Annotated in this window: 13 protein-coding genes and 1 pseudogene; 10 read left to right on the top strand and 4 right to left on the bottom strand. The window is 65.7% G+C overall.

Annotated elements, in window-relative coordinates; translation table 11 throughout:
- Positions 1-115 (top strand): annotated as a pseudogene (locus AVAK2825_RS23855) (IS5/IS1182 family transposase); the annotation flags it as partial.
- Between the two features lie 71 nt (positions 116-186).
- On the opposite strand, the gene AVAK2825_RS23850 reads toward AVAK2825_RS23855, so the two are convergent.
- Both AVAK2825_RS23850 and AVAK2825_RS23845 read right to left on the bottom strand, forming a co-directional pair.
- On the bottom strand, positions 187-1,533 hold the full coding sequence (locus AVAK2825_RS23850) for a histidine kinase dimerization/phospho-acceptor domain-containing protein (RefSeq protein WP_284402972.1): 1,347 nt from the start codon (positions 1,531-1,533) through the stop codon (positions 187-189).
- Positions 1,530-2,216: a response regulator transcription factor gene (locus AVAK2825_RS23845; RefSeq protein WP_284402971.1), complete on the bottom strand. Its 687-nt coding sequence runs from the start codon at positions 2,214-2,216 to the stop codon at positions 1,530-1,532. Before AVAK2825_RS23845 ends, AVAK2825_RS23850 begins: the two co-directional genes overlap by 4 nt.
- A 61-nt stretch (positions 2,217-2,277) precedes the next feature.
- On the opposite strand from AVAK2825_RS23845, the gene AVAK2825_RS23840 reads away from it, so the two are divergent.
- The 3 genes from AVAK2825_RS23840 (at position 2,278) to AVAK2825_RS23830 (ending at position 5,532) form a co-directional block, all read left to right on the top strand.
- Positions 2,278-2,964 (top strand): phosphatase PAP2 family protein, encoded by a 687-nt coding sequence (locus AVAK2825_RS23840; protein WP_284402970.1) that lies wholly within the window; start codon positions 2,278-2,280, stop codon positions 2,962-2,964.
- On the top strand, positions 2,961-4,601 hold the full coding sequence (locus AVAK2825_RS23835; RefSeq protein WP_284402969.1) for a phosphoethanolamine transferase: 1,641 nt from the start codon (positions 2,961-2,963) through the stop codon (positions 4,599-4,601). Before AVAK2825_RS23840 ends, AVAK2825_RS23835 begins: the two co-directional genes overlap by 4 nt.
- Before the next feature lie 232 nt (positions 4,602-4,833).
- Positions 4,834-5,532 carry a phosphatase PAP2 family protein gene (locus tag AVAK2825_RS23830; protein WP_284402968.1) on the top strand — a complete coding sequence of 233 codons (699 nt, stop codon included), beginning with the start codon at positions 4,834-4,836 and terminating at the stop codon, positions 5,530-5,532.
- A 223-nt stretch (positions 5,533-5,755) separates the two neighbouring features.
- Here the strand turns inward: AVAK2825_RS23830 and AVAK2825_RS23825 are convergent, their stop codons facing one another.
- Positions 5,756-7,117 carry a HAMP domain-containing sensor histidine kinase gene (locus AVAK2825_RS23825; RefSeq protein WP_284402967.1) on the bottom strand — a complete coding sequence of 454 codons (1,362 nt, stop codon included), beginning with the start codon at positions 7,115-7,117 and terminating at the stop codon, positions 5,756-5,758.
- Positions 7,104-7,793, bottom strand: a complete 690-nt coding sequence (locus AVAK2825_RS23820) for a response regulator transcription factor (RefSeq protein ID WP_284402966.1) — start codon at positions 7,791-7,793, stop codon at positions 7,104-7,106. Before AVAK2825_RS23820 ends, AVAK2825_RS23825 begins: the two co-directional genes overlap by 14 nt.
- 26 nt (positions 7,794-7,819) lie before the next feature.
- Here AVAK2825_RS23820 and AVAK2825_RS23815 point away from each other — a divergent pair, with 26 nt between their 5' ends.
- From AVAK2825_RS23815 to AVAK2825_RS23790, 6 genes are all read left to right on the top strand, one after another.
- Positions 7,820-8,515: a response regulator transcription factor gene (locus tag AVAK2825_RS23815; protein WP_284402965.1), complete on the top strand. Its 696-nt coding sequence runs from the start codon at positions 7,820-7,822 to the stop codon at positions 8,513-8,515.
- A gap of 178 nt (positions 8,516-8,693) precedes the next feature.
- Positions 8,694-10,082 carry an efflux transporter outer membrane subunit gene (locus tag AVAK2825_RS23810; protein WP_284402964.1) on the top strand — a complete coding sequence of 463 codons (1,389 nt, stop codon included), beginning with the start codon at positions 8,694-8,696 and terminating at the stop codon, positions 10,080-10,082.
- Positions 10,083-10,089: 7 nt separating this feature from the next.
- Positions 10,090-11,265 carry an efflux RND transporter periplasmic adaptor subunit gene (locus AVAK2825_RS23805; protein ID WP_284402963.1) on the top strand — a complete coding sequence of 392 codons (1,176 nt, stop codon included), beginning with the start codon at positions 10,090-10,092 and terminating at the stop codon, positions 11,263-11,265.
- Positions 11,265-14,390: an efflux RND transporter permease subunit gene (locus AVAK2825_RS23800; protein ID WP_284402962.1), complete on the top strand. Its 3,126-nt coding sequence runs from the start codon at positions 11,265-11,267 to the stop codon at positions 14,388-14,390. Before AVAK2825_RS23805 ends, AVAK2825_RS23800 begins: the two co-directional genes overlap by 1 nt.
- Before the next feature lie 21 nt (positions 14,391-14,411).
- Positions 14,412-15,101 carry an ABC transporter ATP-binding protein gene (locus AVAK2825_RS23795; protein WP_284402961.1) on the top strand — a complete coding sequence of 230 codons (690 nt, stop codon included), beginning with the start codon at positions 14,412-14,414 and terminating at the stop codon, positions 15,099-15,101.
- Entirely contained in the window at positions 15,098-15,895 is a 798-nt protein-coding gene (locus AVAK2825_RS23790) for an ABC transporter permease (protein ID WP_284402960.1), read from the top strand. Before AVAK2825_RS23795 ends, AVAK2825_RS23790 begins: the two co-directional genes overlap by 4 nt.
- Positions 15,896-16,024: the final 129 nt, after the last annotated feature.

Below are 16,024 nucleotides of genomic sequence, written 5' to 3'. Positions count from 1 at the left end.
CTCCCGGGACTATGAGCGGTTGCCGGAAGTGCTCGGCGGGCTACATTTTCTGGTGTTTGCAGTGCTCATGTTGCCCGCCGCTGCACGGGTGCTAGCTGCGGCGGGAAGTTCATAACACGCTCTAGATTGAGCTAACTTTCAACGCGCTCTGAGGGCCAGATGAAGTCGGCCTGAAAGGTGAAACTTTCAAAAGCGTGGCGTAACTAGTGGACTCACGGATTTTTCGAGAGTTACACGATAAACACGACTAGCTGCAGGCTCGTCGACGATATCGAAAGATCCTCCGTGGACGGCGGCAACACGCTTCACCACTTGATGTCCAAGGCCGAGCCCAAGAATGGTGGCGGGCTGAGCCTGGTTGGCTCCTGTCTGCGGACCATTGTCCCGTACCTCAAGCCTCACAGGCTGTGCAGCAGCAACGATCTCGACCCATGTTCCCTTGGGCGTGTGGGCAAGGGCATTTTCAAGAAGATTGCGCAAAGCTAACTCCACCAGAATGGGATGGCCTCGCATAGGAACTGAGACCACTCCGCCAAGAGACAGCTCATGCCCAGTGGAGTACGCGGTTTGGCCATACTCTGAAGTGACGCGACGTGCAAGCGATGCCAGATCGAAATCCTGTGCCGCTTCTGCCAACTGCGCACGGCTGGCGCGGGCCAGGGAAAGCAGGTCAGAGATGACTGAGGCCGAGCGCGCGGCATCGGTATCAACCTGTACAAGTGCAGCTTCCCTCTCCTCCTCGCTCAGCCGTCCGCGCAGCAGGTTGGCATGCAAGCGAAGTGACGCCAAAGGCGTTCGAAGCTCATGAGCAAATTCATTGGCAAGCTCGCGCTCACGCAGGAGAGCAAGGTTGTAGCGCTCGGTCAGAGTATTTATGGCGTTGACCATCACCTGGAACTCAAGGTGTGGTGGTGCGACGAGAGGCACGTTATTGTGGATGTCCAGGGCGTGAACACGTCCGCTCAATTCGTACAAAGGCCTCAAGCCCCGGCGTATCGCAACGACGAGCACAAGCGCGATGACTGGTAGTAACCAGAGACCTGGCGTGGCGACGTGTTCGGCGATGTCTTGAGCGAGAGAGTCACGTTCCGCAAGGCTCAGCAGGACCATGATTTTGCGTCCATGGTTGGCGTTATCCCACCTGGAAAAGACGCGCCATTCCCGGGCCGGATCGCCAAGGAGCAGGGTGCTGAAGCCTTCCGTATAGTCAAAGGTGGGCAACGGGGCCTGACCGGTACGCGCGAGTAGCTTCCCGCTCGCCTCCCAGATCACGACGCTCAGCGACTGCTGGTAGTCATGTGTGCTGAGCTCGGGCCTATCCGCTACATCGGAGCTATGGGGCTTGGGCGCAAAGGAATTGCTGGGATAGGCCAATAGCAGAGCCGCAACTCCCGCCAGGTGGCCATCGGTCAGCTCATCTGCTTCATGCAGGCCCGTTCGATACCCTGCGGCGACGAACGCGACCCACACCGCCAGCAGCATTCCGAGGACCCAGCCCAGCAATTGGCGCTGTAGAGAGGGGCGCATGATCATTCAATGGCCTCGTCCGGAACAAAGTAGCCCACGCCGCGCATGGTGCGTATGCATTCCTCGCCCAACTTCTTGCGGATGTTGTGGACATGGACTTCAATGGCATTGCTCTTAAGAGCATTGTCCCAGCTGTACAGACTGCCTTCTAGTTGCTGCTTGGAGAGGACGTGAGGCCTTGCCTCCAGAAGCGCCATCCAGATTCCGAACTCGCGGGCAGAGAGGTACACCTCCCGGCCGGCCTGGCGCACGCGCCGGGTGGCAGGGTCGATCTCGGCATCTCGCCAGTACAGCAGCGCCTGATGTCTCCCCATAGCCCTGCGACGCAATGCGCGCACCCTGGCTGCCAGTTCATCTGTCGAAAACGGCTTGGTGAGGAAGTCGTCGGCACCGAGATCGAGCCCTTCGATACGTGAAGAGAGCGCATCGCGCGCCGACATGATTAACACGGGAGTGGTAAGCAACGGCAGTCCCTTGGCGGGTGAGCTGCGCAATCGCCGTATGACTTCAGATCCATCGCCGTCGGGTAGGCCCAGGTCCAGAAGGACTACAGCAAATGGCTCCGTGCGCAGCGCCGCCCATGCCTGCGAGACACTGGTCGCGACATCAAACGTCCACCCCAGGTTCTTCAATGCAAGGCGTAGGCCACTGCATATCGCCTCGTCATCTTCCACGATAAGTATTCGCATTTCTCCATTTGCGTTTCCTGGGCTTAAGAACCTATTAAGGGCGTTTCGATAGCTTCAGTAAATGCAAAACTTTTCTGGCAAGTTTCTTTGGATTGCGCTACTTTCGTTCATGGCGGTTCTGGTTTGGGATGCATCTGGACTCGACATGGCGATGGCCATGCTGATGGGAAATACGCAAGGTTTTCCATTTCGCAACAGCTGGCTGCTGACCAGCGTTTTGCACGATGGCGCCAAGCATGCAGCCTGGGGTCTTGTCGTTTTGCTCTCCGCTTCAGCGCTGTGGCCTTGGGGGCCATTCGCCAAACTGCCGTTCGAGCGGCGGCTGCAGTTGGCGGCGGTCACCCTGCTTGCCACAGGGGTCGTCTCTCTGGTCAAGGCCACCAGCCACACCAGTTGTCCGTGGGACCTGGCCGAGTTCGGAGGCGTTGCCAGGCATGTTTCCCACTGGAGCGGCTGGGCCGACATTGATGGAGGCCCTGGCAGGTGCTTTCCCGCCGGGCATGCGTCTGCCGGGTTCGCATTCGTTGCCGGCTACTTCGCGCTGCGCAGGGACCTGCCCCGGCTTGCCCGTATATGGCTGCTGATTGCCCTGGCAAGCGGTCTTGCACTCGGACTGGTGCAGCAGTTCCGCGGCGCCCATTTCATGAGCCATACGCTGTGGACGGGATGGATCTGTTGGATGACTGGATGGCTGACCGACCCCCTGTTCTCGCGGTTTCGTGGCCGCTTCGACGGGACTCCAGCATGATCCGCCGGCCGGTTTCACCGCTGTGGCTTGCGGCGGGAGCGAGCCTGTGGATGGCTGCCACCGGCAATGGCCCGCTCTGGAGCCGTCTTTCGGGTCTTGGGTTGTTGCAGAGGCCGCAGGACGTGGCATTTGCCGGTGCCATGTTCCTGATAATCTGGGCTTGCCTCGCCGCCTTCCTCTGCCTGCTGGCATGGCGGTTGACGCTCAAGCCCGCCATCACCATGCTGTTCGTCAGCGCGGCGGTGGCCGGCCATTTCATGGCCAGCTACGGTGTTGTCATGGACCCGAGCATGCTGCTCAATGCCATGCAGACCGACGTAGCCGAAGCCGGGGCGCTGATGAACTGGCGACTGCTCGTGCGTTTGCTGGCATTGGCCGTGCTTCCGGCTTGGCTCGTCTGGCGGCAGCCCGTAATTTATGGGCCAACCATGCGACAACTGTGGCGCAATCCGTTGGCGGCACTGGCTGCCTTGGCGTTTCTGGTAGCGACGGTGTTCGCGAGTTTCCAGCCGCTGGCTGCGACCATGCGCAACCACAAGGATGTCCGTTACCTGCTCAACCCCGTCGCCAGCGTGTACTCGGTGGTGCGGGTGGCTCTGAAGTCTTTCGAGCGAGATGAGTCAACGTTGCTACCCATCGCGCAGGACGCTCATCTGGGCCGTCCTGCAACGGTTGCAACGGAGCGTCCACGCCTGTTGGTGCTGGTGCTGGGCGAGACTGCAAGAAGTGCCAATTTCGGCCTGAATGGCTACGAGCGCCAAACCACGCCTCGCTTGGCCAGCCACGGCGTCGTCAGCTTCACCAATGCCTGGTCGTGCGGCACGAGCACGGCAGAGTCGGTGCCCTGCATGTTTTCGCATCTGACACGCGATGAATTCGGCGGTCGCAAAAGCAATTACGAAAACCTGCTCGACGTACTGCAGCGCGCTGGATTGGCCGTACTGTGGATCGACAACCAGTCGGGCTGCAAGGGGGTATGCGATCGCATACCCAGCGTCTCCACCGTCTCCGCTGAAAACGCCCAACTGTGCGCCTCGGGCCAGTGCCTGGACCACGTGATGCTGGACGGGCTGGATGAGCGCATTCAAGCGCTCGACCCAGAACGCCGCGAGCGCGGCGTGGTGGTCGTGATGCACCAGATGGGTAGCCACGGCCCGGCCTACTACAAGCGTTCGCCGCCCGAATCCAAGCTGTTCCTGGCGGAGTGCACGACCAATGCTCTGCAGGAGTGCAGCCGCGAAAGTGTGGTCAATGCCTACGACAACTCCATCGTTTACACAGATCGATTCCTTGGCTCGGTGATCGACTGGCTACAGGCGAGGCAGTCTCTGGCGGATGCCGCCATGGTGTACGTGTCCGACCATGGCGAGTCGCTAGGGGAGAACAATGTGTACCTGCATGGCCTGCCGTATGCCTTTGCGCCAGACCACCAAAAGCATGTCCCGTGGATCACGTGGATTTCCGATGGGTTCAAGGCTGTCTCGGCACTGTCAACGGAGTGCCTGCACAAGGGCCGCGACCTGCCTTTTTCGCACGACCATTACTTCCATTCCGTGCTCGGTCTCATGGCAGTGCAGACCGGTGCATACCAGCCGGGCATGGATGCCTATGCCCGCTGCCGAAGCAACGGCGGTTGATCGCGGCGGGAAGCCGGCAGGTGGCGGCGTACTCACTGCCGCTCGCACGCTTAGCCGCGTTCATCGCAAACCGGGCCGGGCGGGAGGGCATGCCCTGTGCGGGCTTGCCGCGAAATCCCCTTGTCTGAACGAAATTTAAGCGCGTCTTAATCGCCGGCTTTCATGCTGACGGGGTCTGCACAAGCTATGGAGGCCGTGCACAAGATACCACCGACTCACCAGAAAGACGTGCATGCAAAGTCCGGTCGCCACCACACGCCACCACGCGGCTTCTCGCTTCGGAGAGTTCCCTCAGGGGCCCGCCTTTCAGCGTGTTGCGCTAGTTCTCGCAGCCATCCTGTCAGTGATCGCATTTTGCTGGCTGGCCCAAGAGGCGGCTATAGAAGGCGAATACATTGCCATGGAGGCGCAGTGGATGGCGACGGTCTTCACCTGGCGCAGCCCTCTGATGGATCAGATCATGCTGGGATACACCAGGACGCATGACCTCTTCATGGTCGCATTCATTCTGGGCTTCATGGGTTTGCACGCGTACCAACGGCACTGGCCGCAGGTCAAGTGGATCGTCGCGGTGGTGCCCGGCGGCATGCTGGCCAATCTGGGGCTGAAGGCATTCTTCCACCGCGCGCGTCCAGAGTTCGACTCCATGATCCACGCACACGGCTACAGCTTCCCCAGCGGCCATGCTATTGCCGCTGCACTGGTGGCTGGCTGGCTGATCTATGCCACCTGCTTGTCTACCCGCAGCCTGGTATGGCGAAGCGCCAGCGTGGCGCTCGGTTTGTCGATCGCGGTCAGTGTGGCCTTCAGCCGCGTCTACCTGGGTGTGCACTACCCGATGGATGTCATTGCCGGGGCCCTTGCCGGAGCGGCCTGGATCTTGATCTGCCTGGCCTTGAAGAGCCTTCTGGATTCCGATGCCACAGAGTGACTTGGGCCTATGCCCTTCCGTGCACAAGGCATTGGAGCGCGCAGGCTGGGCAGGCGCGCTGCAGTGTTCTTGGCTTACCGTGCCACACCGCCACCAGCGATGTTCACACGCGTGTCCCAGGAAACATGACGGTGATCCGCTCGCCCAGTCATATCTGCAGGCCTGCTACGCTGAGAAGGGCGGCTGCGGGCTGCACGGCTGCCGCCGCCGGGCCCTTTTCCCATCACGTCGGCGTTGCCGGGGGAAGGGTCAACGTGATACGGCAGCCGGGCTGGGCATCGCCGATGGTCAAGGCCATGCCATGCAGGCGTGCGATGGCGGCCACCAGGCTCAGGCCGAGCCCATGGCCAGGTGTATGCCGGCTCTTTTCCGAGCGATAGAAACGGCGCAGCACGGCGCCCCGCTCCTCTTCAGGAATGCCGGGGCCTGCATCGGTGACCATGGCCTGTATCTGCCCCGCCTCCTGCGCCACCTGCACTGTGACGTCGGTCCCGGGCGGCGCGAACTTGATGGCGTTGTCGATGAGATTGGCGAAGGCGTCGAACAGCAGGTCCGGGTCCCCGCGCAGGATCACCGGCATTGCGCAACCGACAAAGCGCAGCGCCACGCCGAGTTCCTGCGCGGCCGGCTCGAACAGCTCCACCGCATCGCCCGCGATCACTGTGAGGTCCAGCGTCTCGAAGTTCTCCCGCCGTGCGCTGTTCTCGATCTCCGAGATGCGCAGCAGCCCCTTGAACATACGCAGCAGCAGCCGCGCATCGTCGGCCGTATCGTCCACCAGCGCCGACAGCTCTTCCCGTGACAGCGTACCGGCCTGCGCCCGGTCAAGCCCGGCGAGCATGCGCGTGAGTGGTGTGCGCAGGTCATGGGCCACGTCGTCCGTGACGCCTTTGACCTCTCCCATTAGCCGCTCGATCTCGTCGAGCATGGCATTCACCAGGGCGGCGATGCGGTCCAGATCGTCGCGGGAATTGCGCACGGGCAGGCGCGCGCCCAGATGGCCCTCCACGATGCTCTGCAGCGAATGGGCCATGTCGTCCAGGCGCCGCCGGGCCCGGGCTCCCAGTGCAAACGCACCCGCCAGCCCCACGCCCAGCACGATGAAGATGCCGCCAACCATGGCGGTGCGGATGCGCTCGTCGAACTCATCGAGGTCATGCACGTCACGGCCGATCACCAGCACCAGACCGGAGCCCAGCACGCTGGCCAACGCACGCACGGGCACCTTGTTGCCATGGGCGTCGTATTGTTCGGCATCGAAGGGAGCGTCGTAGCGCGGCACCGGTCCGACCAGCTCGAAGGCACCGGCCACGCGCTCGCCGCCGCCGCCGATCAGAACGGCGGGTTCGCGAAGCGATGGGTCGCGCCGCAGCCGCCCCGAAACTTCACGCAGCAAGGCCTCCGGCGGCAGCTGCGACCAGCGCTGCACATTGGCATGCAGGCTACGATCCACCTCGTGTGCCAGGTAGAACGAGGTCTGCCAGTAGACATAGCCCAGCAAGGCCGCGCTGGACAGGGCGAACACCGCGAGAAAATAGGCCGCCGTGCGGAAATGGCTGGTCCGCAGGGTGTCAGACAGGGGCATGAATGGCATAGCCGGCCCCCCGTACGGTCTGGATCATAGGCACCTCGCCCGGTGCATCGACCTTGCGCCGCAGCCGGCCGATATGCACTTCGATCACGTTAGTACGCTCCTCGTAGCGGTAATTCCACACCGCCTCGAACAGCATGGTTCGCGTCACAATCTGGCCTGCATGCTTCATCAGATACACCAGCAGGTCATGTTCGCGCGGCACGAGATCGATGCTGCGCGCGCCCCGGCGCACTGTGCGCGTGAGCAGGTCCACCTGCAGGTCGCCGACACACAGCTGCGTCTCGCGGCCGGTGGCCGGCGCCGCGCGGGTGCGGCGCACCAGCGCCTCCACCCGGGCCACCAGTTCCATCGCCTCGAACGGCTTGGCCAGGTAGTCGTCCCCGCCGGCGCGCAGTCCGCGCACCCGTTCGTCCAGGGCCGACAAGGCGCTGAGTATCAGCACCGGCGCATGCCCGCCGGCAAGCCGCAGTGCGGCCAGCAACGCCAGCCCGTCGAGCGCGGGCAGCATGCGGTCCAGCACGATCACATCGAAGTCCCCTGCAAGGGCGCGCACCAGCCCCATGCGGCCATCTCCCACATGCTCCGTGGCATGGCCCGCATCGTGCAGCGCCATGGCGATGGCAGAGGCAGTGCCGGGGTCGTCCTCGATGACCAGCACCCGACTCATCACCTGCCCCGCGGTCCGAGGCCACCATGCGCGTGCTGATCATCGAGGATGACCGGCGCACGGCCGCCTACCTGGTGCGTGCGCTGCGCGAAAGCGGCCGCGTGGCAGACCATGCGGCCGACGGGGCCACGGGCCTGGCCATGGCGCGCGAAGGCATCTACGATGCCATCGTGCTGGACCGCATGCTGCCGTGCATGGACGGCCTTGCAGTGGTGCGTGCGCTGCGCGGCCTTGGCCTGTACCTGCCGGTGCTGATGCTCAGCGCCCTGGGATCGGTCCAGCACCGGGTCGAGGGGCTGCAGGCCGGCTGCGACGACTACCTGACCAAGCCCTACGCATTCGTCGAGGTGCTGGCGCGCCTGGACCGCCTGCTGGCGCGCACCGAGCCCCTTGCTGAGGGCCTGCGGCTGGCTATGGCCGACCTGGAACTGGATGTGGCCAGCCGCGTGGTGGCCCGCGCGGGGCAGCGCGTCGACCTGAGCACGAGCGAGTTCCTGTTGCTCGAAAGGCTGATGCGGCATGCGGGACAGGTGATCAGCCGCCAGATGCTGCTGGAAAGCGCCTGGGACTATGACTTCGAGCCCCCGGATCATTTGATCGACAGGCACATGCATCGCCTGCGCAAAAAGGTGGACGGTGGGCATGCAGAGATGTTGATCCATTCGGTTCGGGGGGCGGGGTATCGCATGGGACCACCTGCCGACGGCAGGGCCCCGGGCTGACACCTGAGCCAGCCAGATGCGTCTGTGCATTGGACCATCGCCCGCCCGCCAGGCCAAACCACTCCAACATAAACAATAAGTCATTTTCGGGGAAGGGTGGCGTTAGCCGCTCCCCTCTATCTTCTCCCATCGGCCACCGGCATCCCGCTGGCGGCCCCGGACAACGAGAGGATGGACCTTGAATCTGCACGACACACGGTACCGGCTGCGCAGGACGGCGCTGGCCGCCCTGGCGGGCTCCCTGCTGCTGGCAGCCTGCGCCACGGTGCCGGCCGACCCTGCCCCCGCCGTCGCGCTGCCGGCGCACTGGTCCGGCACGCAAGAGGCGGCGCAGGCATCGTCACCTCCGGACTGGTGGAGCTTCTTTGGCAGCACCCAGCTCGATGCGCTGGTCGCCCGGGGGCTGGACCAGGGCCTGTCCGTGCAGATCGCCCTCGCCCGGCTGGAACAGGCGCGGGGAATGGCGCAGATCAGTGGCGCCGCCCGCTACCCCACCGTCACGGCGGGCCTGAATGCCAGCGGAGGCAGCAGCTTGAGCAGCCCCAAGCAGTCGCTGTCGATCACCGGCACGATGGACCTGGACATCTGGGGCCTGCATGCGGCCAAAGCCGACTCCGCGGGATCTGTCGCCCAGGCCAGCGAGCTCGACGTGGAGACCGCACGCCAGTTGCTGGCTGCCAACATCGCGCTCAATTATCTGCAGTTGCTTGCGCTGGACGAGCGGATCGATCTTTCCCGCCGCATCGCTAGCGATGCGCAGCAACTGCTGTCGCTGGTGGAAAAGCAGGCCAGCCTGGGCGCGGCCTCGGCACTGGACGTGGCGCAGCAGCGCAACACGCTGCAGACCTTTCTGGCGGCCATGCCGCAGTTGGTGCTCCAGCGTGACACCTTGCGCGGACAACTGGCCGTGCTCGTCAACGCCACGCCGCAGGAATTCACGGTCCGAGCCGAACCCTTCCTGGACATCGCCGTTCCGCAGATCCAGGCCATTGCGCCGGCACGGGCCGTAGCCGGCCGCCCCGAGGTGCTGGCGGCCGAGGCACGCCTGAAGGCCGCCCGCTTCGACGTGGCCGCGGCGCGGGCCGCCTTCCTGCCGTCGGTGTCGATCACCGCCCAGGCCGGCGCACTGCTCAACCCCACTCAGGCGCTGTGGAGCTTGGCCGGGGCCTTGCTGCAACCACTCTTCAACGGAGGCAGCCTCGACGGCCAGCTGCGCGTGGACCGCGCCCACGCCGAGGAACTCCTGGCCAGTTACCGGCAGTCCATCCTCCAGGTGCTCCAGGAAGCACAGGGGCAATTGATCGCCGTGCAGCGCCTGCAGGAAACCGAGACGCTGGACAAGGCCGCCGTCGAGTCCGCCCAGGCGGCCCTGCGCCTGTCGCGCATCCGTTACGACCGGGGCGCCTACGACCTGCTGGCCGTGATCGTCAACGAGCGCACCCTCTACCAAGCGCAGGACACGCTGCTGCAGGCACGCCTGCAGCGCCTGCAAGCCACCGTGGGCCTGTACCGCGCCTTCGGCGGCCAGTCCGCGCAGCCCGCCCCGGCCCAGATTTCCTCGAAATGAGAACACCATGACCACCGACACCCAAGCACCCCGTGCACATCCGCTGTGCCGCATTGCCATTGCGGCGGCCACGGTCGCGGCAATGGCCGCCGTCTTCGCCTATGCCACCGCCTCGACCCCGCAGGCAGCTCCCGCAAAAGCCGCGGGAGAAGCTGTTCCGGTCTCCCTGGCGAGCGTGGTGCAGCAGGATTTCCCCATCTGGACCGACGCCATTGGAACGGTGACATCGCTCAACGCGGTGAACGTCCGATCGCGCGTGGACGGCCAGCTCGAGCGCGTGGCCTTCACGGAGGGGCAGATGGTGCGCAAGGGCGACCTGCTGGCGCAGGTCGATCCCCGGCCACTGCAGGCGCAGGTCAACCAGACCCGTGCCGTCCTGGCGCAGGAAGACGCGCGCCTGAGCAGCAACAAGATCGATCTGCAGCGGGCGATCGAACTCGCCGCAGCCGGTGCGGGCTCCACCCAGGCGGTGGACACCTTGCGCGCCACCGTGGCAACCCAGGCGGCCGTGGTGCAGGCGGCACAGGCGGCACTGGACAGTGCCCAGCTGCAACTGGGCTTCACGCGCATCACCTCGCCCAGCGACGGCCGCGTCGGCCAGCGCCTGCAGCCGGCGGGATCGACCGTGCATGCCAACGATGCCGTGGGCATCGCCACGGTGACGCAGATGAACCCGATCTGGGTGGCCTTCTCCGTGCCGCAGGACCAGTTGCCGGCCGTGACCCAGCAATCCCAGGCGCGTGCCCTGAAGGTCCAGGCGCTGCTGCGCGACCGCTCCCGGGTGCTGGCAGACGGCGAACTGGAATTCGTCGACAGCCAGGTGTCTCCGGCGGCCGGCCAGGTGCAGCTCAAGGCCCGCTTTGCCAATGCCGACCGTGCGCTGTGGCCGGGGCAACTGGTCTCCGTGCGCATGCTGCTGAGCACCCAGGCCGAGGCCACCGTGGTTCCGCCGGAAGCGGTGCAGCAGGGGCCCAAAGGCGCCTTCGTGTATGTCGTGGACGGCCAGCACATGGCCCAGGCCCGGCAGATCGACGCGGGGCCCATTTCCCAGGGCCTGCAGTGGGTGCGCAAGGGCCTGCAGCCGGGCGATACGGTGGTCACGCAAGGCCAGTACCGCATCGCGCCCGGTATCCAGGTCATGGCCACCACGGCCGATTCCTCCGCCCCCGCCAAAGGCCAATGATGAGCAGCATCTCCGAACCTTTCATCCGCAGGCCCGTCGCCACGGCCCTGCTCGCCCTGAGCGTGCTGCTGGTGGGCGTGCTCGCCTACTTCAACCTGCAGATCTCCTCGCTGCCGCAGGTGGAGTTCCCCTCCATCTCGATCTCTGCCAGCCTGCCTGGCGCCAGCGCGGAAACCATGGCCACGTCGGTGGCCACCCCGCTGGAGCGGGCCTTGTCGCAGGTGCCGCAGGTCACCTCGATGACCTCGTCGAGCTCGCTGGGCAAGACGCAGATCTCGCTGCAGTTCGACCTCAGCCGCAGCATCGACGGTGCGGCGCAGGACGTGGAGTCCGCCATCGCGCGGGCCAATCGGACCCTGCCCAAGACCATGACCTCGCCGCCCAGCTACAACAAGGTCAATCCGGCGCAGGCCACCGTGATGTCGCTGGCGCTGACCTCGTCCACGCGCACGCTGACCGAGCTCAACCGCTATGCCGACAATTTCCTGGCGCAGAAGCTGTCCATGGTCCCCGGCGTCGGCCTGGTCGACTACCACGGCCAGCAGCGGCCGGCGGTGCGCATACGCCTCGATCCGGACGCCCTGGCCGCGCGCGGGCTGACGCTGGCCGACGTGCGCTCCATCGTCGGGCTGAGCACCGTCAGTGCGCCCAAGGGCAGCATCAACGGGCCGGACAAGACGGTGTCGCTGAACACTACCGACCAGTTGCAGCGCGCCGAGCAGTTCGACCAGCTGGTGGTGGCCTACAAGGCCGGCGCACCGATCCGCCTGGGCGATCTGGGCACCGTGGTGCACGCAGCCGAGGACGTGCGCCAGGCCGCCGGCATCAAGGGCCAGCCCACGGTCATCGTGGACATCCACCCGCAGCCGGGCTTCAACATCGTGGACACGGCGCAGACCATCCGCCAGCAACTGCCGCAGCTCACGGCGACCATGCCGCGCGACGTTGCGCTCCAGGTGGTGGGCGAGCGCACGCAGACCATCACCGCCGCCGTGGCGGACGTCAAGTTCACCCTGCTGCTGTCCATCGCGCTGGTGGTGATGGTGATCCTCACCTTCCTGCGCAACCTGACCAGCACGCTCATCGCCAGCATCACCATCCCCCTCGCGCTGTTGGGCACCTTCGCGCTGATGTACCTGCTGGGCTACACGCTGGACAACCTGTCCATCATGGGCCTGAGCATCGCCGTGGGCTTTGTCGTGGATGACGCCATCGTGGTGCTGGAAAACATCGCGCGCCACCGTGAGCAGGGCAAAAGCGCCCTGCAGGCCGCGCTGGACGGAACCCGCGAGGTCGGTTTCACCATCGTCTCCATGACGCTGTCGCTGATCGCCGTGTTCATCCCGCTGCTGCTCATGGGTGGCATGGTCGGACGCCTGTTTCGGGAGTTCGCGATCACGCTGAGCACGGCCATCCTGGTCTCGGGCGTGGTCTCGCTCACGCTGGCACCCATGCTGTGCGCCCGCCTGCCCGGCAATGGCCATCCGTCCAACGGGCGCCTGAGCGTCTGGGCCGGCCGCGCCTTCGAATGGATCGAGCGCGGCTACGAGCGCGGACTGGATGTGGCGCTTCGCCACCAGCGCTCCGTGCTGGCCCTGGCGGTGGCGACCATGGTCGCCACCGCGGCCCTGTACGCCTGGGTGCCCAAAGGCTTCTTCCCGATGCAGGACACGGGCCTGCTGAGCGCCACGGTCGAAGGCGCACCGGACATCTCGTTCGACGCCATGCGCCAGCGCATCTCGCAGGTCAGCGAGGCGCTGCAGACGGACCCCGACGTGCAGACCGTCTACTGGTGGATCGGCCCCAACCCGACCATCAGTCAGGGCAAGATGATGGTGTCGCTCAAACCTTTTGACCAGCGCAGCGCCACGGCGGCGCAGATCATGGCCCGGCTCAAGACGCGCGCGCTGGTGGTGCCAGCCGTCAAGACGTCGATGCAGATGATCCAGGACATCCAAATCGGCGGCCGCGCCGCCAAGGCGCAGTACCAGTACACCTTGCAGGCCGGCGACGTGAACGAGCTCGACCACTGGAGCAGCCTGCTGCAGGCGCGGCTCAAATCGCTGCCGCAACTGGTGGACCTGGGGTCGGACCGCCAGCCCTCGGCGGCCGAAACCACGCTCAAGATCGATCGCGACACCGCCTCCCAGCTGGGGGTGTCGATCCAGGCCATCGACGATGCGCTGTACGACGCCTTCGGCCAGCGCCAGGTCGCCACCCTGTTCACCCAGCTCGACCAGTACAGCGTGATCCTGGAGCTCGATCCCGCCTGGCAGCTGTCTGCGGAAACCCTCAAGCACCTGTACGTGCGCTCCTCCAGCGGCCCCGACCTGGTTCCCCTGAGCATGCTCGGCTCCCTGCAGCAGGGCGTGGCCCCCGTGACGATCAACCACCAGGGCCTGTTCCCGTCGATCACCCTGTCCTTCAACCTCGCGCCCGGCGCTGCGCTGGGAGACGCCGTGGCGGCTGTCCACGCAGCCTCCACCGCCATCGGCATGCCGGACACGGTGACGGGCACCTTCCAGGGCACGGCCCAGGCGTTCCAGGATTCGCTGCGCACCCAGCCCTGGCTGATCCTGGCCGCGATCCTCACTGTCTACCTCGTGCTGGGGGTGCTGTACGAGAGCCCCATCCACCCACTGACCATCATCTCCACGCTGCCGTCGGCCGCATTGGGAGCCTTGCTGGCCCTCAAGCTGTGCGGCCTGGACCTGGGCATACTGGGCATGATCGGCATCATCCTGCTGATCGGGATCGTCAAGAAGAACGCCATCATGATCGTGGACTTCGCACTCGAGGCCCAGCGCAACCAGGGCCTGACGCCGCTGGAGGCTATCCGCCGTGCCTCCGTGCTGCGCCTGCGCCCGATCCTGATGACCACGCTGGCGGCATTGCTGGGCGCCGTGCCCCTGGCCTTCGGCCACGGGGCCGGATCGGAGATGCGCCAGCCGCTCGGTATCGCCATCGTCGGCGGGTTGGCGGTGTCCCAGGTCCTGACGCTGTACACGACCCCGGTCATCTACCTCTGGTTCCAGCGCCTGTCCGACGCCTGGACCCGCCGGCGGTCCCGGCGCCATCCGGACCAGCCGGATGGCCAGCCCCGCCTGCCCGCCGCCGTGTCCTGACCCGCCCCGCCCCTGCCTGCCATGCCCCCAAGCCTGCCCATGACCAGCGACACCTTCCTGCCCATCTCCGCGCCCCTTCTCTCCGGCGCTGCGCCCGTGCCGCCAACGGCGCGCCTGCGCGCCATGGCCTTGCAATCGCCCCACGGCGGCCCCTACAGCCTGGACCTGAACGCGGGCGAATGCGTGGCCATCACCGGCCCATCGGGCAGCGGCAAGAGCGTGCTGCTGCGCCTGATCGCCGACCTCGACCCCCATGAGGGCGACGTGGCGCTGTATGGCCGATCGCGCTCCACCTGGCCCGCGCCCGAGTGGCGCCAGCAGGTGGTGTACCAGGCGGCCGAGCCGGCCTGGTGGGCGGCGACGGCGGGCGAGCACATGGGCGCGGCGACCACGCAGGCCCTCGCCCTGCTGCTGGCGCAACTGGGACTCGAGCCCGCCATGCTCACGGCGGACATCACCCGCCTGTCCACGGGCGAGCGCCAGCGCATGGCCCTGGTGCGCTCGCTTTCGCGCCAGCCGCGGGTACTGCTGCTGGACGAACCCACCGCGTCCCTGGATGTCGCCAGCACCCTGGCCGTGGAACGGCTGATCACCGGCCGGATGCGCAGTGACGGCCTGGCCGTGGCCCTGGTCACCCACTCCCATGAGCAGGCGCAGCGCATGGGCGATCGCTGGCTGCAGGTGCGCGACCACCAGGTGCACCCGCTATGAACGTCATCCATCTCCAGGCCACGGACCTGGCCATTGCCGCACTGCTGGTGGTGGCCAGCGCCGCCACCTCGTTCGCCCTGCGCCTGCAGGTCCACAGGCAGCTGCTGTGGGCGGCTGCACGCATGGTGGTGCAACTGCTGCTCGTGGGGCTGCTGCTGCGCTGGGTGTTCCGCTCCGGCTCCGCGCCAGCCACCGTGCTGATCGTGCTGCTGATGATCGCTGCGGCGGCACGCGAGGTGGCCGTGCGTCCGTCAGAGCGCCTGCGCGGCCTGGCCAACTACCGCATCGGCGCGATGGTGGTGGGCGCTTCCAGCGCCGCCACGGTGTGCCTGGCGCTGCTCACCGCGATCCAGCCATCGCCCTGGTACGACCCGCGTTACGCCATTCCGCTGATGGGCATCGTGCTCGGCACGGTGCTGAACTCGGCCAGCCTGGCGCTGGACACGTTCTACGGCGGGCTCAGGGCCAGCCGTGCTGCTGTGGAGGCGCGCCTGTGCCTGGGCGCCAGCCTGCGCGAGGCGTTCATGCCCCTGGCGCTCACCTCCATACGCCGCGGCCTGATTCCGCTCATCAACCAGATGTCGGCCGCAGGAATCATCACCCTGCCAGGGATCATGACAGGCCAGTTGCTGGCAGGCATGGACCCGCTGGAGTCAGTGAAGTACCAGATCCTGCTTTTGTTCCTGCTGACCGGCGCGGGTTGCCTGGCGTCTGCAGGCGCCGTCTGGCTGGCAAGCCTGTGCGTGAGCGATGACCGCCAGCGCCTGCGGATCGATCGCCTGCGTGACAGGTAATCCCTGTGTCTGGGGCCACGTCGTGGCCCGCAGCGGAAATGTCTCTGACACATTCACTTAAGCCCTCTTTAATGCAGCCCGCCAACACTGCTGCCATTGTCAGAAAGTGAAACTCATGCACCATTCTCT

The organism is Acidovorax sp. SUPP2825, assembly GCF_030158995.1.
In the GTDB taxonomy this organism is placed as follows: domain Bacteria; phylum Pseudomonadota; class Gammaproteobacteria; order Burkholderiales; family Burkholderiaceae_C; genus Paracidovorax.
This window is presented reverse-complemented; position numbering and strand designations above follow the sequence as displayed.

Coding starts and splice junctions, on each gene's coding strand:
- AVAK2825_RS23790 (WP_284402960.1), top strand. CDS start 15,098: ATGAACGTCATCCATCTCCAGGCCACGGACCTGGCCATTGCCGCACTG.
- AVAK2825_RS23835 (WP_284402969.1), top strand. CDS start 2,961: ATGATCCGCCGGCCGGTTTCACCGCTGTGGCTTGCGGCGGGAGCGAGC.
- AVAK2825_RS23800 (WP_284402962.1), top strand. CDS start 11,265: ATGAGCAGCATCTCCGAACCTTTCATCCGCAGGCCCGTCGCCACGGCC.
- AVAK2825_RS23840 (WP_284402970.1), top strand. CDS start 2,278: ATGCAAAACTTTTCTGGCAAGTTTCTTTGGATTGCGCTACTTTCGTTC.
- AVAK2825_RS23825 (WP_284402967.1), bottom strand. CDS start 7,117: ATGCCCCTGTCTGACACCCTGCGGACCAGCCATTTCCGCACGGCGGCC.
- AVAK2825_RS23820 (WP_284402966.1), bottom strand. CDS start 7,793: ATGAGTCGGGTGCTGGTCATCGAGGACGACCCCGGCACTGCCTCTGCC.
- AVAK2825_RS23805 (WP_284402963.1), top strand. CDS start 10,090: ATGACCACCGACACCCAAGCACCCCGTGCACATCCGCTGTGCCGCATT.
- AVAK2825_RS23815 (WP_284402965.1), top strand. CDS start 7,820: ATGCGCGTGCTGATCATCGAGGATGACCGGCGCACGGCCGCCTACCTG.
- AVAK2825_RS23850 (WP_284402972.1), bottom strand. CDS start 1,533: ATGATCATGCGCCCCTCTCTACAGCGCCAATTGCTGGGCTGGGTCCTC.
- AVAK2825_RS23845 (WP_284402971.1), bottom strand. CDS start 2,216: ATGCGAATACTTATCGTGGAAGATGACGAGGCGATATGCAGTGGCCTA.
- AVAK2825_RS23795 (WP_284402961.1), top strand. CDS start 14,412: ATGCCCCCAAGCCTGCCCATGACCAGCGACACCTTCCTGCCCATCTCC.
- AVAK2825_RS23830 (WP_284402968.1), top strand. CDS start 4,834: ATGCAAAGTCCGGTCGCCACCACACGCCACCACGCGGCTTCTCGCTTC.